Source organism: Streptomyces genisteinicus (assembly GCF_014489615.1).
Classification (GTDB): domain Bacteria; phylum Actinomycetota; class Actinomycetes; order Streptomycetales; family Streptomycetaceae; genus Streptomyces; species Streptomyces genisteinicus.
The window spans coordinates 928116-949848 of sequence record NZ_CP060825.1 but is presented as its reverse complement, the minus strand read 5'-3'; the positions used below and the strand labels follow the sequence as shown (position 1 = coordinate 949848).

At 74.6% G+C, this 21733-nt stretch carries 20 protein-coding genes; 13 read left to right on the top strand and 7 right to left on the bottom strand.

What is annotated here, in order from left to right; translation table 11 throughout:
* Positions 1-14: 14 nt before the first annotated feature.
* From IAG43_RS04180 to IAG43_RS04155, 6 genes are all read right to left on the bottom strand, one after another.
* Positions 15-491, bottom strand: a complete 477-nt coding sequence (locus IAG43_RS04180; protein WP_187739407.1) for a Rieske (2Fe-2S) protein — start codon at positions 489-491, stop codon at positions 15-17.
* A gap of 415 nt (positions 492-906) precedes the next feature.
* Positions 907-1872, bottom strand: a complete 966-nt coding sequence (locus tag IAG43_RS04175) for an acyltransferase domain-containing protein (protein ID WP_187739406.1) — start codon at positions 1870-1872, stop codon at positions 907-909.
* The gene (locus IAG43_RS04170; protein ID WP_246574065.1) at positions 1869-3662 is read right to left on the bottom strand and encodes a beta-N-acetylhexosaminidase; all 1794 of its coding nucleotides are present in this window, start codon (positions 3660-3662) and stop codon (positions 1869-1871) included. Before IAG43_RS04170 ends, IAG43_RS04175 begins: the two co-directional genes overlap by 4 nt.
* 160 nt (positions 3663-3822) lie before the next feature.
* Positions 3823-4734 carry a polysaccharide lyase gene (locus tag IAG43_RS04165; protein ID WP_187739404.1) on the bottom strand — a complete coding sequence of 304 codons (912 nt, stop codon included), beginning with the start codon at positions 4732-4734 and terminating at the stop codon, positions 3823-3825.
* Between the two features lie 211 nt (positions 4735-4945).
* The gene (locus tag IAG43_RS04160; RefSeq protein ID WP_246574064.1) at positions 4946-6181 is read right to left on the bottom strand and encodes a beta/alpha barrel domain-containing protein; all 1236 of its coding nucleotides are present in this window, start codon (positions 6179-6181) and stop codon (positions 4946-4948) included.
* Positions 6181-7215, bottom strand: a complete 1035-nt coding sequence (locus IAG43_RS04155) for an NAD-dependent epimerase/dehydratase family protein (RefSeq protein ID WP_187739403.1) — start codon at positions 7213-7215, stop codon at positions 6181-6183. Before IAG43_RS04155 ends, IAG43_RS04160 begins: the two co-directional genes overlap by 1 nt.
* 140 nt (positions 7216-7355) lie before the next feature.
* On the opposite strand from IAG43_RS04155, the gene IAG43_RS04150 reads away from it, so the two are divergent.
* From IAG43_RS04150 to IAG43_RS04090, 13 genes are all read left to right on the top strand, one after another.
* Positions 7356-8519, top strand: coding sequence for a GntR family transcriptional regulator (locus IAG43_RS04150; protein ID WP_187739402.1), 1164 nt, complete (start codon positions 7356-7358; stop codon positions 8517-8519).
* Between the two features lie 437 nt (positions 8520-8956).
* A complete protein-coding gene (locus IAG43_RS04145; protein WP_187739401.1) occupies positions 8957-9997 on the top strand; it encodes a Gfo/Idh/MocA family protein in 1041 nt (346 codons plus the stop codon).
* Positions 9994-10782, top strand: coding sequence for a sugar phosphate isomerase/epimerase family protein (locus IAG43_RS04140; RefSeq protein ID WP_187739400.1), 789 nt, complete (start codon positions 9994-9996; stop codon positions 10780-10782). Before IAG43_RS04145 ends, IAG43_RS04140 begins: the two co-directional genes overlap by 4 nt.
* 668 nt (positions 10783-11450) lie before the next feature.
* Positions 11451-12785: an extracellular solute-binding protein gene (locus IAG43_RS04135; protein WP_187739399.1), complete on the top strand. Its 1335-nt coding sequence runs from the start codon at positions 11451-11453 to the stop codon at positions 12783-12785.
* Positions 12782-13747, top strand: a complete 966-nt coding sequence (locus IAG43_RS04130; protein WP_187739398.1) for a carbohydrate ABC transporter permease — start codon at positions 12782-12784, stop codon at positions 13745-13747. The genes IAG43_RS04135 and IAG43_RS04130 overlap by 4 nt, the downstream gene beginning before the upstream one ends.
* Positions 13744-14682 carry a carbohydrate ABC transporter permease gene (locus IAG43_RS04125; RefSeq protein WP_187739397.1) on the top strand — a complete coding sequence of 313 codons (939 nt, stop codon included), beginning with the start codon at positions 13744-13746 and terminating at the stop codon, positions 14680-14682. Before IAG43_RS04130 ends, IAG43_RS04125 begins: the two co-directional genes overlap by 4 nt.
* A 239-nt stretch (positions 14683-14921) precedes the next feature.
* Positions 14922-15782: a HipA family kinase gene (locus IAG43_RS04120; RefSeq protein WP_187739396.1), complete on the top strand. Its 861-nt coding sequence runs from the start codon at positions 14922-14924 to the stop codon at positions 15780-15782.
* Entirely contained in the window at positions 15779-16162 is a 384-nt protein-coding gene (locus IAG43_RS04115) for a DUF3037 domain-containing protein (RefSeq protein ID WP_187739395.1), read from the top strand. Before IAG43_RS04120 ends, IAG43_RS04115 begins: the two co-directional genes overlap by 4 nt.
* 188 nt (positions 16163-16350) lie before the next feature.
* On the top strand, positions 16351-17112 hold the full coding sequence (gene fabG / locus IAG43_RS04110) for a 3-oxoacyl-ACP reductase FabG (protein ID WP_187739394.1): 762 nt from the start codon (positions 16351-16353) through the stop codon (positions 17110-17112).
* Between the two features lie 17 nt (positions 17113-17129).
* A complete protein-coding gene (locus tag IAG43_RS04105) occupies positions 17130-17891 on the top strand; it encodes an SDR family oxidoreductase (protein WP_187739393.1) in 762 nt (253 codons plus the stop codon).
* Positions 17892-18022: 131 nt separating this feature from the next.
* Entirely contained in the window at positions 18023-19603 is a 1581-nt protein-coding gene (locus tag IAG43_RS04100) for an ABC transporter substrate-binding protein (protein ID WP_187739392.1), read from the top strand.
* Positions 19604-19685: 82 nt separating this feature from the next.
* Positions 19686-20369 carry a uracil-DNA glycosylase gene (gene ung, locus IAG43_RS04095; protein ID WP_187739391.1) on the top strand — a complete coding sequence of 228 codons (684 nt, stop codon included), beginning with the start codon at positions 19686-19688 and terminating at the stop codon, positions 20367-20369.
* A 129-nt stretch (positions 20370-20498) separates the two neighbouring features.
* Positions 20499-20960 carry a hypothetical protein gene (locus tag IAG43_RS04090; RefSeq protein ID WP_187739390.1) on the top strand — a complete coding sequence of 154 codons (462 nt, stop codon included), beginning with the start codon at positions 20499-20501 and terminating at the stop codon, positions 20958-20960.
* 258 nt (positions 20961-21218) lie between these two features.
* Here the strand turns inward: IAG43_RS04090 and IAG43_RS04085 are convergent, their stop codons facing one another.
* Positions 21219-21680, bottom strand: a complete 462-nt coding sequence (locus tag IAG43_RS04085; RefSeq protein ID WP_187739389.1) for a hypothetical protein — start codon at positions 21678-21680, stop codon at positions 21219-21221.
* Positions 21681-21733: the final 53 nt, after the last annotated feature.

Here is a 21733-nt window from a genome sequence, read left to right as displayed (position 1 = left end):
GGGACGGCCGCGGCTCACGCGAGCCTGATGGATTCCCCGTCCACGACGATCTGCGCCGGCGGCAGCGGCGCGGTCGCCGGGCCGGACTGCACACTGCCGTCGGATGCGTCGAACCTGCTGTTGTGGCAGGGGCAGACGATGACACCGGCCGACACGTCCTTGACCGCGCAGCCCTGGTGGGTGCAGGTGGACGAGAACGCCTTGAACACACCTGCCTGCGGCTGGGTGATCACGACGTCGCCGACCACCTTGCCGCCGCCCTCCGGGATGTCCGAGACCTTCGCGATCGCGCTCCCGCCACCCTCCGTGCCGCCGGTGGTGCCGCCCGTGGCGCCGGTGGTGCCGGAGTCGGCCGGCTGGTCGGACACGGTCTGCCCGCCGTCGTCCGAGCCGCCGCAGGCGGTCATGGCGACGGTGAGACCGGCGCCGCCCACCGCGGCGACGACGGTGCGCCGCGCCACGGTCCGCGCGGTCCCCTGCGATCCGGTCATGTCGACTCCCTGGTCACGGCCGGCCCTGTGCCGACGGGTTCGTCCTGGTGTACGCGATCTCCGGCACCGCTGTTCAACGCTTCACACAATTCTCAGGAACGGCGCCCGGGAACGGGGGCTCCCCGCCCGCCGCCGGGGAGGCCCCGGGACACCTCGGCCCCGCGAGACCTCGGCCGGCTGCCGGCGACGGCAGCGGCCGGCCGGTGGCCCGGAAGCGCCGGCCCGGTCGTCCCCCTCTCCCGGCCCCGCGGCGGACGGGGGCGACGACAGGCCCACGGGCGATGGCGACGGCGTGGACACGACGCCCGGTGCACGGCGCCCTCGCCGGGCCGCGCCGGGCCGCCGCGTCGCGCCCCGGCGCGAAGACCCCCGCGGGCGCGCGGTTCCGCCGGGGCGCTCCTGCACCGGGCGCCCTTCAGGGGAGTGGTGTCCAGCCCCGGCCGAGGTGCCAGTGCCCGCCCCGGTCGAGCCGGTCGAGCAGAGTCCGCTGGAGGCGGTTCCCGCGCGGCAGGCGGGCACGGTCGGCCGTGCCCGGCGGCGCGTGGAAGACGAACTCCAGGACGTCGTCGTCGCAGACCGGTTCGTCACCGTGCGCCGCGAACCGCCGCTGGAAGGCGGGGATGTTGGCGTCGGGCCCCAGACCGTCCGCGAGCGTGCGGTCCAGCAGCCAGGAGTGACAGGTCGCGAAGGCGAACCGGGTACCGGGACGGTGTGCGGCCATGAACGGGCCGGCGGCGGCGAACGACGCGTCGCAGTCCGCCGGTGTGAGCGGGCCGTCCCCCGGGATGTGCGTGTCCAGCACCGGTTCGCCCTCGGCGGGGCCCCCGGGCGGCGCGGCGTCCGCGCCCCAGGCGGCGGAGTCGTAGACCGTGCTCTCGAACTGCAGGCGTCCCAGGCGGTGGAGGGTGCCGCGGAAGTGCCGGCACATCCACGTCTGGCGGTCGAAGCCGCCCCGGCCGTGGGCGAGCCGGTAGGACGCGGTCTTGGCACCCAGATCGGCGAAGGTCGCGTGCACCACGGCGTCGGGCACGCCCCGCCGCCGCTGCTCCTCCAGCGCGCGGGGCACGGCGAGCAGGAAGAGATGGGCCCAGAACCACCGGCCCGCCGCGCCGAGCGCGGTGGGCGCGGCGGGCCAGTCGGCCGCGGCCGGTACGCGGTCCGTGCCGAACAGCGTCTGGTGGCAGCGGACCAGCGCCTCCCAGAGCGCGGGCGTCCGCGCCGGGTCGGGGAGCGCCGCGAGCAGCTCCGGCCGGTCGGCCTCCGGCACGGCGAGGACGCCGAGGGCGTGGTCCCGGACACCCGGATCGAGCGGCCGGGGGTCGGGCACACCGGCACGCGGGGTCTGGGCGAGCAGTGCCGCCGTCCACTCGTCGGGTGTCATGAGCCGGCCGCCGCCGTGAGCAGCCGCCGCACGACGGCGAAGCGGGCCATGCTGTCGTCCAGCCCGCCCGGCCGCGAGCGCAGCAGCCAGCAGGCGCGCTGCTCGGCGAGGAGCGGGTCCAGGCGCCGCAGCAGCCGCGCCGCCGTCGCCGCGTCGACGGTGTCGGCCGGGCCGCCGGAGTGAGCCTGCGCACGCAGCAGGTCGAGCGCGAACGCGGCGAGCGCGACGGCATGGGTCAGCTCACGGACCACGGTGTCGCCGTCGGCGGCGGCGAGGTCGGCGTCGGCGAGATCCCGCCGGCACTCCTCCAGGGTGCGCGCGGCGGTGTCCATCGCCTCCTCGGTGGGGTGGTCGGTCACCGGGTGCGCCGCGTCCGGGCGCAGTACCCGCACCAGCGGCGAGGCGTTGAGGAGCGGCACGCCCAGGGACTCGCCGAGGCGCCCGAGGCGGTCCAGCACGCTCCCGGCGAGCCCGGCGGCGTCGAGCAGCACATGGGCGTCGAGGACCGGCGCGAGGTCCAGGTCGCGATTGGCGTCGAGGCACCAGGCGACCGCGCCCCCGTAGACGGCGGGGCCGAACGCGGGGGACGGCGGCTCCCACATGCCCTGGTCGCCCCAGCAGGTGAGCAGGTAGCCGGTCGCGCCGTGCTCCAGCCCCGCCGCCGCCGCGTCGGCCATGTTCTCCCGGGCGTTGTCCAGCCGGCCGAGCAGGGAGTTCCAGGTCCCGGTGCCCGGCGCCACCCAGAACTCCCGCCCGGCCTCCCGGAACATCCTGGTCCGGGAGCGGAACCCCTCGGCCAGCGCGTCCAGGTCGGCGCCGACCGCCTTCCACCCGGCGGCCTCCCCGCCGGCCGCGGCGAGCACCGCCCGGGCGGTGCCGGGCGCGTCGTACTGCCACACCACCGGCACCGACCCGTCGGGCAGTGCGCCCAGCAGCTCCGGATGGCCGACCAGCACGTCGGCCCAGAACTGGACCGTCCAGCCCGCCGCCAGCCACGGCTCCATCAGCGAGCCGACGTGGTCGAGCCACACGGCGCCCACCCCGTCGCGGGCGGCCCGGTCGCGGGAGCGGCCGGTGCCGAGCTCGAACGGTTCGTCGGCGCCGATGTTCACCCGGCGGGTGCGCAGTCCGTCCGCGACCTCGGCGACCAGGGCCTGTGCGAACGCGGCGTTCTCCGGCGTGGGTGCCAGGGTGGACGGGGGGTGGCGGACCCCGCCGCGCACGAAGCCGTCAGGGTTCTCGGCACGGTCCCGGTGCCGGTCGAGGGCGAGGAAGCGCTCCATGTGGCCGAAGGTGTTCTGGTTCGCGACGAGCGCGATCCCGAGGGCGGCGCACTGCGCGTCCAGCCAGCGCAGGTCCCCGGCGGTGAGGGGGGACGCGTCCTGCCAGACGTCGGCGTGGTCGCGGAAGGCGAAGGTGTGCTCGGTGTACAGCTCCAGCTGGTTGAACCGGGCCAGCGACAGCACCTCCAGCCAGCGACGCAGGGTGCGGCGGGTGGGGACACGGTCCCGGCTGATGTCGAGCAGGAAGCCGCGGACCGGGAAGTCCGGGTGGTCGTCGACCGCGTAGCCGGTCTCCGGGAACCCGGGCGAGGCGCGCAGCTGGTCCAGGGTCGCCAGGCCGTACCGCAGCCCCGCGGCGTCGGCGTGGGCCAGGTGCACGCCGTCCGGTCCGGTGCGCAGCCGGTACCCCTCGGCGGGCAGCGCGGGGTCGGCGGTGACGGTGAACGGCGCGTCCGGCGGGGCGCCGCCCGGGGAGACGGTGATGCTGCGCGGACGCGGGAAGGGCATGACGGGCAACGAACGCTCCTGGTCGCGGGTGGGTGGACCCCGCGCCGGGCCCCGTGGCGGGACCCGGCGCGAGTGGTGCTCGGGTGGGTGCCGGGCGCGGCCGGCTGCCGCACCCGGTCGGCGGGTCGGCGTGCGCCCGGCCGGACGCACGGCGGCGGGCTCAGCAGCCGCGGAGCTCGCAGATGTCGGCGCGCGAGGTGGAGACCTTCACGTCGTCGAACCATATGTAACTGTCCTTCTGCGGTGCGAAGTTGGTGGTCGCACCGCCGGCGAAGCTGGAGAAGTACGCCTTGTCCACCTGGTCGGCGTTGGTGACGAAGCGCAGCCCGGTCACCTTGGCGGCGGACTTCCCGTTGTAGAAGATCTCGATCTCTCCGTCCGCGTTGGCGCGTCCGCCGGTGACCGTGTTCACCTTCAGCCGCTGGACCAGGTTGACCCACTGGCCCTTCGGCCAGTAGATGTCGGCGCCGTTGTTCTTGAGCACGGCGTAGTCGCCGTACGTTCCCGCGTGGCCCATGTGGTAGTAGTACACGGCCGCCTGGCCCTTGGCGGTGCGCCAGATGATCCGCGAGCTGAAGCCGTTGGTGCCGTCGCAGACCTGGCCGCCGGAGCAGGCGGCGCCGCCCGCGAGGCCGATGCCCAGCTTGCCCGCGTACTCGGTGGTGCCCCAGCTGAAGTCCCCGCTGAACTTGGCCCAGTAGGACAGGTAGTACTCGCGGGCCTTCGGCACCGCGAACGGCGCGAGGGCCCCGGACTGCTCGGGCCCTATCTGCCCCTTGGGGTAGTGGACGCGCAGCGACTTGCGGCCGCTGTGCGCCGGGGTGTCGTCCACGATGCGGGCGCGGTTGTCCATGCCCAGCGCCCAGGGTGCGCTCCAGCCGTCCTTCGCCCACTCGGCGAGGGGGTAGGGCATGCCTGCCGTGGGCCGCTCGAAGGTGTTCACCTTCAGCGCCTTGGGCGCGGGCCGTTCGGCGGGTGTGCCGGCGCCGGACGCCTGGGGCGCGAACACGGCCGCGGCGACGAGTGCGCCGGCCGCGGCGGTGGTGCCGAGGATCGTGCTCCTGCTCTTCACGGGGATCTCCTTCTGTCGGTGCGCCGACGGTTCTCGGGAGGTGGTGCGCCGGTGGGCCCGGGCACCCGCGCGAACCGGTGGACGCGTGGGGGTGGTGCGCTCGTGGGGGCGGTGCGGCAGGGGGCGGTGCGGCCCGGACGCGGCGTGGCGGGGCGCGGTCCGGCCGTGCGGGGGCGGGGCGGGGGTCAGGACGGGGCGTGGTGGGGCGGGGTCAGGACGGGGCGGGGGTGTCCGGGTCGCCGAGCCAGCGCGGGAGGCGGGAGGCGATGAACGCGTCCTCCTCGCGCAGCCACGGGTACCGCTCGCGCACACCGGCGATGAGCGCGGCCTGTCCGGGCGACAGGTCCTCGGCGGGGTCCAGGCACCAGGTGCCGGCCAGCAGTCCCTGGAGGCGCAGGACTTCGTGGACCCCGGCGATGACGCCGGCGAAGCCGCCGCGCACGTCGTAGACGGCGGCGTTCGCCTCGGTGTCGCCGGCCAGCCGTGCCTCGGCCCGGGCGGCCGCCGCCCGGTCGCCGCCCGCCGCCGCGTGGGCGTCGGCGAGCAGCCTGACCGCGGAACGCGTCCACACCGCCCAGTGACCGAGCAGCCCGCCCGTGAACCGCCGGACCACCGGACCCGACGGCCCGTCCACGGCGAACGGGGTGAGCAGGTCCTGCACGATCGCGTCGTCGTTGCCGGTGTAGAGGGCCACCCGCGCACCGCGCTCCGACGCGGCGACGCCCTGGACGAGTTCGAGGGTGCGGTAGCGGTCGAAGGGGGCGGCCTTGACGGCCACCGTCGACTCCTGGTCGGCCAGTCCGCGCCAGTAGCCCCGGGACAGGTAGCGGCCTCCGACCGCCTCCTGGAGGTAGAAGCCGATCACCGGCAGCACCTCGCCGACCGCCGCCGACCGGTCGAGGAGTGCCGCCTCGTCCGCGTCCGGCAGGCCGGCGGGGGAGACGAGGACGGCGTCGTAGCCGAGCGACCGCGCGGTCACGGCCTCGGCCACCGCCTGCTCCACCGGCCCGCACACCCCCGCGACGCGGACGACCGCCGCCCCCGGGGCGTCACGCCCCTCGTGCCGGGCGCACTCCTCGGCGGCCAGGGCCAGGACGGCGCGGTACAGCCCGTGGTCACGGAGCGCGAACTGCGTGGTGTGGACCCCGACGGCGACGCCGCCCGCCCCCGCGTCCAGGTAGTAGCGGGTCAGCGCCCGCTGGCGGCGCTCGTCGAGGCGGCGCCGGGCGTCCAGGGCGAGGGGATGGGCGGGGATCACGGTGCCGCGGTGCAGCAGGGCGGCGGCCGCGGCACGGCGCGCGGCGTCCGGGCGGCCGCCGGGGGCAGCCGCGGAGCTGCCCGGGGCGGGGGTGCGGTTCGTGTGCGCGGGTGCCGCGTCGGCGGATGCGGGCGCGGTGGGAGGGGCGGCGGGGGCGGCGGGGCCGTGCGGCCGGATCGGGTCGCGCATCAGAACCGGCCGTCCCGTCGCTCGAACTTGGTCGGCTTGTCCCAGACCTCGCCGCCCGCGAGCAGCCAGCGGGCCTGGAGCTCGACGAGCGAGCCCAGGGGGAGGTCGGGATAGCCGAAGAGGGCGTGGCAGCGGCTCGCGTCGCTCAGCAGACCCGTCACGGGCGGCTCGCCCGTGAACCGCGGCTCCACGCCCAGGTGTTCACCGAGGCGGCGGGCGAGAGTGCCGACTCCGGCCGTCTCCGGCCCGGTCAGGTTGAGGACGAACGGGTCACCGGACGACGCCCGCGCCAGGCAGCGCAGCACGACCTCGTTGGCGTAGCGCTGCCAGACGACGTTGACCGCCCCGGCGCCGAGGCCGACCGGATCGCCGCGCAGCAGGGTGCGGGCGAGGTCGAGCAGCACCCCGTACCGGGGCTCGCAGGCGTAGTTGAGCCGCACGAGCGCGACCGGCGTCCCGTACGCCGCGGCCGCGTGGCGGAACACCTGCTCCCGCCCGAGGCAGGTGACCGCGTAGTCGCCGACCGGGCCGGGCGGATCGCCCTCGGTCGCGCCGCCGGTGACCGGGGCGGTCATCGCGTACACGTTGCCGGTGGAGAGCGCCACGGTGCGGGCGCCGGGGAAGCGGCGCGCGACGTGCGCCGGGAGCACGGTGTTGGTCATCCACGCCTGCTCGGGCGCGCCCGCCGTGCCGAACTTGGCGCCGACCAGGTGGACGACGGCGCCGGCGTCCGGGAGGGCGGCGAGCGCGGCCGGATCGGACAGATCGGCGGCGAGGGTCGACACCCCCTGCTTCGACAGCCGTTCACAGGCTGCGCGGTCGGTCCAACGGGACACCGCGACCACCTCGGCGTCCTGACGGCCCGCCGCGTCGAGCGCGCGCCGGGCCATGGCCGATATCCCCGCGCCCGTCTTCCCTCCGGCACCGAGGACGAGCACCCGTGCCGGCCACGCGGCGGCGTCGGAGACGAGGCCGTCGCCCGGGCGGGCGAGTTCGTCCTCCAGGTCCCCCACGGTCAGGGGCAGGGCTTTCATGGTGACTCCCCGAACTCACGGAATTCATTCCGATAAAGAGAATGAATTCAAGGAATTACTGCGACTGTCGCCAAGAAAGCACGCCCGATGAATGGGGCGCAAGGCTTGACTCAAGGGATTGAATGCTGCAATCTCCCGGCATGAAGTCGGCGGAAGACAAAGATTCATTCCTTCTCGGGCCGAAGTACCGGCGGGTCGCCGAACACCTCCGGGCGGAGATCGCCCGAGGTGTCTGGGGCGCCGGGACGCAGCTGCCCGTGGAGCGGGACCTGGCCGATGCGCTGGAGGTCAGCATCAACACCCTGCGCCGCGCGGTGAGCGAACTCGTGGCCGACGGCACGGTCCAACGACGCCAGGGCGCCGGCACGTTCGTCCGCCCCCGGCCCGGCCCCGGGCCGGGGCCGCGCCGGCTGGTCGGCGTCCTGGTGCCGTCGACGACGTACTACTATCCGCGCGTCGTCGAAGGCATCCGGCAGGTGCTCCGCGACTCCGGCGTCGGGGTGCTGCTCGCCTCGTCGAAGTACGACCTCGCGGTCGAGCGCGACGAGTTGCGGGCCCTGCGCGAGACGGGGGTCGACGGGCTGCTGCTCGCCCCGAACCTCCATCTCATGCCGGACGCGCAGGAGTACGTGGACTGCCTGCGCGAACTCCCGGTCCCGTACGTCCTCCTGGAGCGCTGTCCGCCGCAGCCCGCGCCGGACGATCCGACGCCCTACGTGCGCACCGACCACGGCGGCGGCGTGTGCCTGGCGCTGCGCCACCTCCGCTCGCTGGGCCACCGGCGGGTCGGACACCTCGGACGCCTGCACACGGGGTCCGCGGACCTGGTGGCCAGGGGCTTCGACGCGGGCAGCGACCTGCTCGGCATGGAGGTCCCCGAGGGCGTCTCGGTCCGGCGGGCGGTGTGGACGGCCGAGGAGACGGCCGCGTACGTCCGCCACTGCGCGGACTCGGGCGTCACCGCGGTCTTCTGCCTCGGCGACCGCGATGCCGCCTCCCTCGTGGTCGAGGCGCGGCGGCAGGGGCTGCGGGTGCCGGACGACCTCGCCGTCGTCGCCTACGACGACGAGGTCGCCGATGTCGGCGACCTGCCCCTGACCGCGGTCTCCCCGCCGAAGACCGAGGTCGGGGTGCTCGCCGCCCGGATGCTCCTGGCGCGGATGGACGCGGGCGCCGCGGCCCCGGCCGAACGCGTCGACCTGCTGCCCCGTCTCGTCGTCCGCGCCTCGTGCGGCGGGACACCCTCCGCGGCCGCGCCCCTGGCCGCCGCGAGCGCGTCGCCCCAGGGCGCGACGGTGGTCTGACGGGCCGTCGTCCGCCCCCGGACCACGCCCGTCGCCGGGGGCGGGCGGTCCGCTTCCTTCCCCTTCCCCGTTCCCCTTCCCGCCCCGCCGCTTTCCCCCTCCGTCCCTCCCACGTCCGTCCCGTCCCCGTCCGTCGCGTCCTCCGGCGCACCGCCGGCCGCCGAACCCCCTGTGCGGCGTCGCCGCGGGCCACGGAACCCGTCCGTGCCCCGCGGCCGGTCCGCCCTGCCCGTATCCGCACGATCCGCCGCCGCTCGGCACGGACGGACCGGTCCGCCCGTGCGACGCCGTACCGGCCCGGCCCCCGGCCGTGCCGGGCCGCGCCGTGCGTCCGTGTCCGCCCCCGCCCCGTCCGCTGCCCGGGCCCTGCCCCGTCCGCTGCCTGGGCCCTGCACCCCCGCACACCGCCCCCGCAACTTCCCCCCGAGGAGAACTCCGTGAGACCCGTACCGCCCTCCGGCCGCCCGCTGCGTATCGGCGTGGTCGGAGCAGGCTCCGTCGGCGCCGCCCATGTGCGGGCCGCCGAGGAAGCCGCCGACTGCATGACGGCCGCCGTCTGCGACACCCGCGCCGACGCGGCCGAACGGCTCGCCCCGCCGGGTGTGCCCGTCTACACCGACCACGCCGAGATGTTCGCCCGGGAACGCCTCGACGCCGTGGTGATCACCGCGCCGCACGCCTTCCACGCGCCCATGACACTCGACGCGGCCGCGGCCGGACTCCACGTCCTCGTCGAGAAGCCCATGGCCACCACCGTCGAGGACTGCACCCGGATGACGGCCGCCTGCGAGCGGGCCGGCGTCCTGCTGGCGGTGGCCCACGTCATCCACTTCGACCCGGTGGCGCTCCGCACCCGCGAGCTCCTCGCCTCCGGCCGGTACGGGACGCCGCATCTCATCACCCACCGGCGCTCCTCGCACTACGACCCCGGCTCGCGGCCCGACTGGTTCTTCGACCCCGCCGTCGCGGGCGGGGGCATCGTCCTCAACGTCGGCACCCACGGCCTCGACCGCATCCAGTGGTTCGGCGACGCACCGGTGGAACGCGTGAGCGGTGTGGTGCGCGGCCGCGACGGGCTGGCGGTCGAGACCGACGCCCTGGCTCTGATCGGCCTCGCCAACGGCATCTCCGCGAGTGTCCTGCTGACCAGCCGGGGCGCGCCGTTCTTCGACGAGACGGAGGTCATGCTGGACGAGGCGACGCTGCGCATCACGCACGACGAAGGACTCAGCCTGCTGCGGGCCGGACGCGCCGAACTCCTCGCCCCCGGCGCCCGCGACGGCGGACAGGCGGCGTTCCGCGCCCAGCTCGACGGATTCGCCGCGGCGGTCCGCGGGGACGAGGCACGGGCACGGTACGTGGACGGCGCCTACGGACGTTCCGTGGTCGCCGCAGCGCTCGCCGTCTACCGGGCCGCCGACGAGGGACGGACGGTCACCCTGCCCGCCCTCGCCTCCGCACCGTCGGGGTCCGCGTGAACACCCGCGCGTTCAGCACGCTCGGCTGCCCGGGTGCCACGGTGCACGAGGTGATCCGCAGCGCCCGCGCCGCCGGGGTCGGGGGCGTGGAACTGCGCTGCGCACAGGGAGAGCTGATCGCGCCCGACAGCACTCCGGCCGACGTGCGGGCACTCACCGCCGCGCTCACCGGGGCCGGGCTGCGGCCGGTGTGCCTGGCGTCGTACGTGCGGCTGGCCGGCGACGGAGCGCAGGCCGCCCTGCTGGAGGCCGTACTGCGCCGGGCCGCCTGGGCGGGAGCCCCGTACGTCCGGGTCTTCTGCGGCGGCAGCGGCCCGCTCGCCGCGCAGCGGGAGCGCGCGGTGCGCACGCTGGCGGCCGCGGTCCCGGCGGCCGAACGCGCGGGAGTCGGCATCCTGCTGGAGACCCACGACTCGTTCCTCACCGGGGAACTCGTCGCGTCGACTCTGGAGGGCGTCTCCTCCCCGGCGGCCGGCGCCGTCTGGGACGTCGTCAACCCGTGGCGTGCCGGGGAGGCGACGGAGCGCACGGCCGCGACGCTCGCCCCCTGGGTGCGCCACGTCCAGCTGAAGGACGTGGCGGCACCGGACGACCTGCGGCCGGTGCTGCCGGGCCACGGGGTGGTACCGCTCGGGGAGACGCTCGACGCGCTGGAGCGCATCGGGTACGGCGGCGCGCTCAGTCTGGAGTGGGAACGCGCCTGGTACCCGGACGCCGCCCCCGTGGACGACGCGCTCGCGGCCTTCGTCCGGGTGCTCGACGCCCGGCTCCCGCCGGCGGCCTGAGCCTCCGTTCCCGGGGGCGCGGGCCCCGCCCGGGGGCCGGTGAGCCCGGTGGGGACCCCGTCCGCGTCGCCGCCCCAACTCCCGGCCGCCCGCCGGGACTCCGTCCGGGCGGCCGCGGCTCCCGGCAGGCGCCCCGCAGGCCACGGCTCCGGACCGTCGGCGCCACCGGCCCGCCACCCGTGCCGCCGGGCGGCCGTCCGCGGCGCCCCGGCGACGGGCCGCACGCCGGAGCCCCCGTCCCTCACACCTGCCCCCGTCACCGTCACCCTGTCCGCAGTGGCGACCGCCCTCCCCGCCGGACCCGGCCGCCCGTACGCCCCTCCAACGTCCCCGGCCCACCCGCCGTCCGCCGTGCTCCACCAGCCACCCGCGGGCCGCCGCCCGGGCAGACCACCGTCACACGCCCGGGGACCGTCGCCCGGCCCGCCCCGCCCATCACCGCGGCAGCCGGCTCCCGGCACCACCGGCCACCAACGCCCTGCCCACCCGGCGACCCGTTCCCGCCCCACCGCCGCGCCCGCGCACGCCGCCCCGCCTGCCAACTCCCTCCACCCACCTCGCTCCTTCGCACCCACCCCGCGAGCGCCCGGCACCCGGAGCGCCCCTCGCCCCGACACCGAAACCCCGCACCCCGCACGCCCCACCCCCCCCCGACAAGGAGTCACGTCATGCGTCGTCCACCCGACCGCCCCACACCCCAGGCGCCTCCCAGCAGACGCGGCGTCATGGGCGCCGCCCTGATGGCCGCGCTCGCCGCGGCCACGGCCGGCTGCGGCACCGCCGCATCCCGCGATCCCGACGGCCCGCTCACCCTCTGGTCCGCACTGCGCGGCACCGACGCCCTGGTGGCCGAGTGGAACGCCCGGCACCCCGAGGACCCGGTGGTCTTCGACATGGTGACGTCGGGCCTCGCGGGCGGAAACGCCAAGCTCTCCAACGCCGCCCAGGCCGGCAACGCCCCGGACATCGTCTCCCTCGTCGACGCCGATCTGCCGTCGTTCGCGATCGACGGCGTCTGCGCCGACCTCACCGGCATGGTCCCGCCCCGGCTGCGTACCGCCCTCGGCCCCCAGGCGTGGACCAACGGCGAGATCGGCGGCCGGATCTACGGGATCCCGCTCGACCTCGGACCGATGCTCCTCGTGTACCGCGAGGACATTTTCGCCGCGCACGGCATCGAGGTGCCGACGACATGGGCGGAGTACCGGGAGGCGGCGCGCAGGCTCCGGCGCGACGCCCGCGGGGTGCGGCTGGGCACCTTCCACCCCAACGCGTACAACGTCCTCGCCGCGCACGCGATGCAGAGCGGCGGCCAGTGGTTCCGCACCGACGACGACGGCTGGACCGTCGACTTCCTCGACGACCCCACGCTGCGGGTCGCCGCCTACTGGCAACGGCTCGTCGACGAGGACCTGCTCATGGTGGCTCCCGGCAGCAGCCAGGAGTGGATGTCCGCCCTCGCCGGGGGCCGCGTCGCCTCCCACCTGGTCGGTCCGTGGGGCCTCGCCGCCCTCTCCCGGACCGTGCCGGACACCGCGGGCCGCTGGCGTGCCGCACCGCTCCCGCAGTGGGACCCGGACCGGCCGGTGGTCGGCACGGACGGGGTGTCGGTGCACGTCGTCACGGCTGACAGCAACAGGAAGGAGCGCGCGTTGCGCTTCCTGGAATGGCTCACCACGGCCCCCGAGGCCATCACCGCCCGCCTGTCGAGCGGTACGTCCAGCCTCTTCCCCGCGGCCCCCGCCCTGGTGGACGCGGCGTCCCGCCAGTTCGAACCGGACTTCTACGCCGGCCAGGACCTGTACGGGCTGGTCACCGGGCAGGCCCGGCTGCTGCGCACCGGCTGGACCTGGGGCCCGCGGATGCAGGCCACCGCCACCTCGCTCCACCACGGCCTCGCCCGGCTCACGTACGGCACGACGATCACCGACGCACTGCGCGCGGCCGAGGCGGAGACCCTGCCCGACATGCGCAGCCTGGGACTGTCGGTGAGGACCTCATGAGCGCCCTCGCCCCCGGCCGCGCGCGCCGCGCCGCCGCCCCCGTGCCCACCGCCGTCCCCGCCGCCCCCGGCCGCCGTTCGCAGCGGGCCGCCACCGCGCTGCTGCTCGGCCCGTTCACCGTCCTGCTGCTCACCGTGTTCGTGCTCCCCACCCTCTACGCCGTCCACCTCAGCTTCTTCTCGACCTCCCACGAGGGGCTGGGGTTCGGCAACGCCCGCACCGCCTTCGCCGGGCTGCGCAACTACGCGGCCGTCCTCGACGACCCGAGCTTCGTCCGGGGCGTGGGCGTCACCCTGCTCTACGCGGTCGTCTTCATCCCCGCGGTCGTCGCGGGCGCCCTGGTGCTCGCGCTGCTCTTCGACTCCGGGCTGGTGCGGGCCCGGCAGCTGAGCCAGACCGTGCTCTTCGTCCCGCACGCGGTGCCCGGCATCATCGGCACCGTCATCTGGCTGTACCTCTACACCCCGGGGATCTCCCCGGTGCTCGGCGCCCTGGAGGACGTCTCGCTGGAAGTGGACTTCCTCGCCCTCGACATGCTGGTGCCGTCACTGGTCAACATCGCGCTGTGGAGCGGACTCGGCTACACGACCGTGATCTTCTTCGCCGCGCTGCGGGCGATACCCGCGGACGTGATCGAGGCGGCGGCCGTCGACGGCGCGGGACGCGTGCGCACCGCCCTGCGCATCAAGGTGCCGATGATCCGCACCACGCTCACCACGGTGGTCCTCTTCACCACCATCGGCACGCTCCAGCTCTTCACCGAGCCCATGCTGCTCAGCAAGGCCACTCCGCTGGTCGGCCCGCGCTACACACCGAACATGTACATCTTCGACGCCGCCTTCACCCGCAACAACTACGGTCTGGCCGCCGCCGCTTCCGTGCTGCTGCTCGTCGTCTGCTGCGCCCTGTCCTACGCGGTCACCCGGGCGACCGCCGACCGTTCCGGAAAGGCGGGGTCATGACCTCGACGACCACCACGACGACCCGGGTCCCCGGCGGGTCCGCACCACGCCCCGGCGCCCGGCGCGGCGAGCGCGCACCCGGCCGGCCCGGTGCGCCCGGCGCCCGCTGGTCCTCCCGTGCCGTGGCGAACCTTGTGGTGGCGCTGAGCGCGCTCTACGCGCTGCTGCCCCTGCTGTGGCTGGTGCTGGCCTCGGCCGCCGACACCCAGGCCCTCTTCGCCTCGGACTTCTTCGACTTCGACGACTTCGCCCTGGCCGACAACGTGCGGGCGCTGCTGGCCGAGGGCGACGGCATCTACCTGCGCTGGTACGGCAACAGCCTGCTGTACGCGGTCGGCGGGGCGGCCGTCGGGGCGCTGGTGAGCGTCGCCGCGGGCTACGCCTTCGACAAGTTCGAGTTCACCGGCAAGCGGCAGCTCTTCGCCCTGGTGCTGGTGTCGGTCATGGTCCCGGCCACCGTCCTGGCACTCCCCATGTACCTGCTCGCCTCGCGCGTCGCCATGGCGAACACGGTCTGGTCGGTCCTCGTGCCGGTGCTGTTCAACCCGTTCGGGGTCTATCTGGGCCGGCTGTTCTCCGCCGCGTACGTGCCGAACGAAGTGCTGGAGGCCGCCCGGGTCGACGGGGCGGGGGAGCTGCGCAGTTTCTGGTCGGTGGGCCTGCGGATGCTGGGCCCGGGATACGTGACGGTCTTCCTCTTCCAGCTCACGGCGATCTGGAACAACTTCTTCCTGCCGCTGGTGATGCTCTCGGACGAGGCGCTCTATCCTCTGAGCCTCGGTCTCTACAGCTGGAACGCGGCCGCGCCGATCAATCCCGACTACTACCCGCTCATGGTGATCGGTTCGCTGCTGGCGCTGCTGCCGCTGGTGGTGGCCTTCCTGCTGCTCCAGCGCTTCTGGCGGTCGGGCCTCACGGCGGGCAGCGTCAAGTGAGCACGGGCGGCCCCGGGTTACCGCGGGCGGGACCGGCCCGCCGCCCCGGTCCCGCCCGCGCACGCGCATCCCGCCCGGGCATCCCGCCCGCGCGCCCGCGCTCGGGCCCGCGCATCCCGCCCGGACCCGGGCTCAGACGGGTCGGCCGCCGGCGCACGCGCACGCCCCGGACCCGCGGCCGTGCCGCCGGGGTCGCTTCCGTGGATTCTCAGGGGCCGGGGGCCGTATAGCCTGGCGAAATGCTAAAAGAGGTCACAGCGACCCGATACGTCACACCACTGCGTGAGGGCGGCTCGCTCCCCGGGATCGTCGAGGCCGACGACCTCGGCACGTACGTCATGAAGTTCACCGGCGCGGGGCAGGGCCGCAAGACGCTGGTGGCGGAGGTGATCTGCGGGCGGCTCGGGCAGCGGCTGGGGCTGCGCGTGCCGGAACTCGCCGTGATCGCGCTGGACCCGGTGATCGGGCTGTCCGAGCCCGATCAGGAGGTGCAGGAGCTGCTGAAGGCCTCCGGCGGCCTCAACCTCGCCATGGACTTCCTGCCCGGCTCCCTCGGCTTCGACCCGCTCGCCTACGAGGTGGATCCCGCCGAGGCCGGCCGGGTCGTCTGGTTCGACGCCCTGATCAACAACGTCGACCGCTCCTGGCGCAACCCCAACATGCTCGTCTGGCACGGCGACCTGTGGCTCATCGACCACGGGGCGACGATGATCTGGCACCACAACTGGAAGGGCGCCCAGGCGTCCGCGGCCAAGCCCTACGACGCGTCCGACCACGCGCTGGCCCGTTTCCGTCCCGACGTCGCCGCGGCTGCCGCCGCCCTCGCCCCGCTGGTCACCGAGGACGTGCTCACCGCCGTCGCGGCCGAGGTGCCCGACGAGTGGCTGGCCGGCGAGCCCGGCTTCGAGACGCCCGACGCCGTGCGCCGCGCCTACGTCGAGGCACTGCTCGCCCGGGCGGGCTCCATCCACGAGCGCATCACCCTGAACGCGCCGAGCACCCCGCGGACCCCGCAGCCGCCCGGCTGGCTGACCGGCAACGGGAAGCCGTGGCCCCACCCGGCGAGGACGCAGACGACCGCGAAGGGCGACGAGCAGTGAGCGACCGGGACGTGTTCGAGTACGCGCTGCTGCGCGTGGTGCCGAGGGTCGAGCGCGGCGAGTGCTTCAACGCGGGCGTCGTCGTGTACTGCCGGGCGAAGTCCTTCGTCGCCGCCCGCACCCATCTGGACACCGCCAAGCTCCGGGCGCTCGACCCGGACGCCGACATCGCCGGGGTGCGTGCCGCGCTCGGCGCCGTCGAGGGCGTCTGCCGGGGAGGCGAGGACGCCGGCCAGGCGGGCGGCGACGACGCCGGGCGGCGTTTCCGCTGGCTGATCGCGCCGCGCTCGACGGTGGTGCAGCCGGGACCGGTGCACACCGGACTCACCGGGGACCCCGCCGCGGAGGTCGAGCGGCTGCTCGGACTGCTGGTGCGCTGACGCGCCGGGGACGGGGCACGGCGCGCCATGTGTGCGACGCCGCGCCCCGTCGCCGTTGACACCGCGTGCCAGGGCTTCTAGCGTCCTTCCTGTCGAGGTACTAAGCGGTCGCTCAGCCCTGGTGGCGCAGCACCCGCCGGACCCCGGCAGTCGTGATGTGACGGGCTTCAAGGGCGAGGAGAACCAGAATGTCCACCACCGAGCAGCGTGTGGCTGTCGTGACCGGAGCCGCGCGGGGCATTGGCGCCGCCACCGCCGTCAGGCTCGCGGCCGAGGGCCGCGCGGTCGCGGTACTCGACCTCGACGAGGCGGCCTGCAAGGACACCGTCGAGAAGATCACCGCGGCGGGCGGCACGGCGATCGCCGTCGGCTGCGACGTCTCGGACGCCGCCCAGGTGGAGGCCGCCGTCGCGCGGGTCGCCGCCGAGCTCGGCGCGCCGACCGTCCTCGTCAACAACGCGGGCGTGCTCCGGGACAACCTGCTCTTCAAGATGAGCGAGTCCGACTGGGACACGGTCGTCAACGTGCACCTCAAGGGCGCGTTCCTGATGGCGAAGGCCTGCCAGAAGCACATGGTCGACGCCGGATTCGGCCGGATCGTCTCGCTCTCCTCCTCCTCCGCCCTCGGCAACCGCGGCCAGGCCAACTACGCCGCCGTGAAGGCGGGACTCCAGGGCTTCACCAAGACGCTCGCCAAGGAGCTCGGCAAGTTCGGCATCACCGCCAACGCCGTCGCCCCCGGCTTCATCGTCACCGAGATGACCGCCCAGACCGCCGAGCGCGTGGGGATGGGCTTCGAGGACTTCCAGGCCGCCGCGGCCACCCAGATCCCCGTCCAGCGCGTGGGCCGTCCCGAGGACGTCGCGAATGCGATCGCCTTCTTCACGGGCGACGACGCCGGATTCGTCTCGGGCCAGGTCATGTACGTGGCCGGCGGCCCGCTCAACTGAACCGGAGGACGGCGGACATGACGGGAGAGATCGTGGACAGCGGCAAGGTCGCCCTCATCACCGGCGGCAGCCGGGGCATCGGCTACGGCGTCGCCGAGGCGCTGGTCGCCCGCGGCGACCGCGTGTGCATCACCGGCCGCGGCGAGGACGCGCTGAAGGAGGCCGTGGAGAGGCTGGGCGCGGACCGGGCCATCGCGGTGCCGGGCAAGGCGGCCGACGAGGGCCACCAGGCGGCGGCCGTGGCCGCCACCATGGAGGCCTTCGGCCGGGTGGACTTCCTGATCAACAACGCGGGCACCAACCCGGTCTTCGGCCCGATGGCCGAGCTCGACCTGAACGTGGCGCGCAAGGTCTACGAGACCAACGTGATCTCCGCGCTGGGCTTCGCGCAGCAGACCTGGAAGGCGTGGCAGAAGGAGAACGGCGGTGCGATCGTGAACATCGCGTCGGTCGCCGGCGTCTCCGCGTCGCCCTTCATCGGCGCGTACGGCATGAGCAAGGCGGCCATGGTCAACCTGACCCTCCAGCTGGCGCACGAGTTCGCGCCGGTCGTGCGGGTCAACGCCATCGCCCCCGCGGTGATCAAGACCAAGTTCGCCGAGGCGCTGTACGAGGGCCGGGAGGCGGAGGCGGCCGCGGCCTACCCGCTCGGCCGGCTCGGCGTCCCCGAGGACATCGGCGGGGCGGCGGCCTTCCTCACCTCCGCGCAATCCGACTGGATCACGGGGCAGACGCTCGTCGTCGATGGGGGTATCTTCCTCAACGCGGGTGTGCACTGACGCCACCGCACCGGACCGCTTGTGAGCGGTCTGTCCTTGAATGATCCAAGTGCCCCGCCCGGCCTGTCAGATGGACCGGCGGGGCGCTGCGGTATGGTTCGCCGACCCATGGCTGAACGAGGAGCGTGCACGTGTTCTACCGGACCTGTCTGCAGGCCGCTGCAGCCCTAGCGTCCATATCTCTGCTGGCGGGATGCGGTGTCTTCTCCGACGGGGACGACGACGGCGAGCAGACGATAGCCGTCGGTACCACCAGCGAGCCGAGTACGCTCGACCCCGCCGCGGCCTGGGACGGCTCCTGGGAGCTCTACCGCAACGTCTTCCAGACGCTGGTGAGCTTCCCGACCGGGTCCGCCACCCCGCAGCCGGACGCGGCCGAGGGGTGCCGGTTCACGGACACCTCCAACAAGGTCTACGAGTGCAAGCTCCGCTCCGGGCTCACGTTCACCAACGGCGAGGCCCTCGACGCCACGGCCGTCAAGCACTCCGTCGACCGCATCCGCACCATCGACGCGGAGAGCGGGCCCGGCGGTCTCCTCGGCTCCCTGGACCGCGTCACCGTCTCCGGCGACGACACCGTCACCTTCCGCCTGAAGACCGCCGACGCGACCTTCCCGTTCATCCTGGCCACGCCCGGCATGTCGATCGTGCCGCCCTCCCAGTACCCCGCCGACAAGCTCCGCGGGGACGGCAAGCTCACCGGCTCCGGACCCTACGTCCTCGACTCGTACGCCAAGGGCAAGACCGCCGAGCTGAGCCGCTACGAGGGGTACAAGGGCTTCGCCAAGGTCAGGAACGACGCCGTCACGATCCGGTACTACCAGGACTCGGACGTCATGATGAAGGCGCTGAAGGACCGGACGATCGACGCGATCAACCGCGGTCTCACCGCCGAGGAGGTCGTCGAGCTCCAGGAGAGCCGGCCGGAGACCGCCCACCTCCAGCTCATCGAGAACACCGGCGCCGACATCCGCTACCTGGTCTTCAACCCGGACGACCCGCAGGCCGGCAAGCTCGCCGTGCGCCGCGCGATCGCCCAGCTCATCGACCGCGGCGCGCTCGTCCAGAAGGTCTACCAGGGCACCGCCGAGCCGCTGTACTCCATGGTCCCCAAGGGCATCGCGGGCCACACCACCGAGTTCTACGACCGCTTCGGCGAGCCCAATGCCGCCAAGGCGGAGGAGATCCTCGAGGACGCCGGCATCACCGCGCCCGTCTCGCTGAAGTTCTGGTACACGACCGACCGGTACGGCTCCTCGACGGCTCCCGAGTTCGCCGAGATCAAGCGCCAGCTGGAGGACAGCGGCCTCTTCCGGGTCACCCTGGAGGGCAAGCCCTGGACCGAGTTCCAGGCGGGCTACCAGGCCGGCGAGTACCCCGTCTTCGGCCGCGGATGGTTCCCCGACTTCCCGGACCCGGACAACTTCATCGCCCCCTTCGTCGGCGCCAAGAACGTGCTGGGCACGCCGTACGAGAGCCCGGAGATCACCGAGCAGCTGCTGCCCCAGTCCCGCCGGGAGAGCGACCGCGGGGCGGTCACCGGCCAGTTCGAGCGGGCCCAGGAGATCCTCGTGGACGACGTGCGGCTGCTGCCCCTGTGGCAGGGCAAGCTGTACACGGCGGCCAGCGAGGAGATCGGCGGCAACGAGAACGCGCTCGACCCGCAGAGCATCATGCAGATGTGGGAGCTGTACCGGAAGAAGAGCTGGTAACCCGGCTGTCAGTGGTGGCGGGTAGGTTCGGGGATCTCGGCTCCGGGATCCCGGAACCGCCCGTTCACCGGAGGTTGTTGACGTGACCGACACCGACATGCTGCCCGAGTCCTGGCGCGGCGTCCTCGGCGAGGAGCTCCAGAAGCCGTACTTCGCGGAGCTGACCGAATTCGTCGAGAAGGAGCGTGCGAACGGGCCGGTGTACCCGCCCCGCTCCGAGGTGTTCGCCGCGCTGGAGGCCACCCCGTACGACAAGGTGAAGGTGCTCGTCCTGGGCCAGGACCCGTACCACGGCGAGGGCCAGGGCCACGGCCTGTGCTTCTCGGTGCGGCCCGGTGTGAAGACGCCGCCCTCGCTGCGCAACATCTACAAGGAGATGCAGGCGGAGCTGGGTCTGCCCGTCCCCGACAACGGCTATCTGATGCCCTGGGCCGAGCAGGGCGTGCTGCTGCTGAACGCGGTGCTCACCGTCCGCGCGGGCGAGGCCAACTCGCACAAGGGCAAGGGCTGGGAGAAGGTGACCGACGCGGTGATCCGGGCGGTCGCCTCGCGTCCGGACCCGGCGGTGTTCGTGCTCTGGGGCAACTACGCCCAGAAGAAGCTGCCGCTGATCGACGAGACCCGCCACACGGTCGTCAAGGGTGCGCACCCGTCCCCGCTCTCGGCGAAGAAGTTCTTCGGCTCCCGCCCGTTCACGCAGATCGACGCGGCCGTCGCGGCCCAGGGCCATGAGCCGATCGACTGGCGCATCCCCGATCTCGGCTGACGCCGGGGGTCCCGTTCACACCGCCGGCCGACAGGTTCGGGCCGTGCCGCCCGAGCCTGTCCGCGATCGCCCTGACGTGCGGCTAGCGTCGGGACGGCGGCACGGTGCCGCGGGACGCGGGAGGCCGTCGTGACGGATCAGCAGCAGTCACCAGCGGACGCGGTGACGACCCGCATCGGACAGGCGGCCATGCTGCTGCACGGCGGAGACCGCGAGGAGGCCCGGAACCGCCTCGCGGAGCTCTGGTCCGAGATCGCCGACTCCGGTGACGCCCTCGACCGGTGCACCCTCGCGCACTACCTGGCCGACGCCCAGGACGACCCCGCCGACGAGCTCGCCTGGGACCTGAGGGCGCTGGCCGCGGCCGAGGGCGTGGAGCGCACCGGCGGCGGGACGCCCGCCGTCCGGGCGCTGTTCCCCTCGCTCCACCTGAACCTGGCCGCCGACTACGTCAGGCTGAGCCGCCCGGCCGCCGCCCGGGACCACCTGGCCCGGGCGCGCGCGGCGACCGGCGCCCTGGCGGACGACGGGTACGGCCACGACGTCCGAGCGGCGATCGACCGCCTCTCCCGCACCCTCGGCCCGGCCTGACCCCGCGGATTCCTGTCCTGTCCGGCGGCGGACAGCCGGTTTCTGCCCCGTCCGGCGGCGGACAGCCCGTTCCCGTCTCGCCCGGCAGCGGACAGCCGCTCCCCGTCCCGCACCGCGGCGGACAGCCCGGCCGAGGACGGCCCTGCGGGCGCCCGCCCGGCCGGGCCGCCTCGGTGGCCCCGCCCTCCCGGGCCCGACGGGCGGCGTCGCCGTCCCGGTGCGCCCCGCCCGGCCGGGGCCGCGTCCCGCCGGCCGCGTTCACCGGACGTGTCCTTCGCGGCAGGCACGGGCCTCGGCGCTGCCGGGGCGCAGGCCCCCGAGGGACTCGCCGAGCCCGCACACGTCCTCGCGCCCCCGCGGGAGCCGCAGGCCGGGTACGTGTGGCAGGTGCGGCGGTGCCGGTGCCGCCCGCTCGGGCGGCGTGGAACGCGGGGGTGCGGTGCTCTGTCCGGCGGCGGCCGGAGAGGTGGTGCGCCCGGCCGCCGCGGGGCGCCCGGGACGGCCCGCCGGTACTGCCGCGGGCTCGGGCAGGGCGGCTTCCAGGGCCTGACGGGCGGGGCCGGGGAGGATCTGCGGACCGGCCGCCTGCCGCGGTGCGGGGGAGGCGGGCGCCGGTGCGGGGGAGGGCGGCGGTCCTGCGGGCACCGACACACAGCCCGCGGTCGCCCACGCCGCGAGCACGGTCAGGATCGTCCCTGCTGTCGTCTTCGTTCGCTGCACCCGCGCAACTCTGCTGGGCGGGCGGCGGGTTGCCGGTCCGTACGGACGCGAAT

Excerpts from the sequence above, each read along its gene's own strand:
- IAG43_RS04120 (WP_187739396.1), top strand. The coding sequence starts at position 14,922 with ATGCTAAAAGAGGTCACAGCGACCCGATACGTCACACCACTGCGTGAG.
- fabG (WP_187739394.1), top strand. The coding sequence starts at position 16,351 with ATGTCCACCACCGAGCAGCGTGTGGCTGTCGTGACCGGAGCCGCGCGG.
- IAG43_RS04150 (WP_187739402.1), top strand. The coding sequence starts at position 7,356 with ATGAAGTCGGCGGAAGACAAAGATTCATTCCTTCTCGGGCCGAAGTAC.
- IAG43_RS04175 (WP_187739406.1), bottom strand. The coding sequence starts at position 1,872 with ATGACACCCGACGAGTGGACGGCGGCACTGCTCGCCCAGACCCCGCGT.
- IAG43_RS04130 (WP_187739398.1), top strand. The coding sequence starts at position 12,782 with ATGAGCGCCCTCGCCCCCGGCCGCGCGCGCCGCGCCGCCGCCCCCGTG.
- IAG43_RS04105 (WP_187739393.1), top strand. The coding sequence starts at position 17,130 with ATGACGGGAGAGATCGTGGACAGCGGCAAGGTCGCCCTCATCACCGGC.
- IAG43_RS04160 (WP_246574064.1), bottom strand. The coding sequence starts at position 6,181 with ATGCGCGACCCGATCCGGCCGCACGGCCCCGCCGCCCCCGCCGCCCCT.
- IAG43_RS04125 (WP_187739397.1), top strand. The coding sequence starts at position 13,744 with ATGACCTCGACGACCACCACGACGACCCGGGTCCCCGGCGGGTCCGCA.
- IAG43_RS04155 (WP_187739403.1), bottom strand. The coding sequence starts at position 7,215 with ATGAAAGCCCTGCCCCTGACCGTGGGGGACCTGGAGGACGAACTCGCC.
- IAG43_RS04135 (WP_187739399.1), top strand. The coding sequence starts at position 11,451 with ATGCGTCGTCCACCCGACCGCCCCACACCCCAGGCGCCTCCCAGCAGA.
- IAG43_RS04180 (WP_187739407.1), bottom strand. The coding sequence starts at position 491 with ATGACCGGATCGCAGGGGACCGCGCGGACCGTGGCGCGGCGCACCGTC.
- IAG43_RS04170 (WP_246574065.1), bottom strand. The coding sequence starts at position 3,662 with ATGCCCTTCCCGCGTCCGCGCAGCATCACCGTCTCCCCGGGCGGCGCC.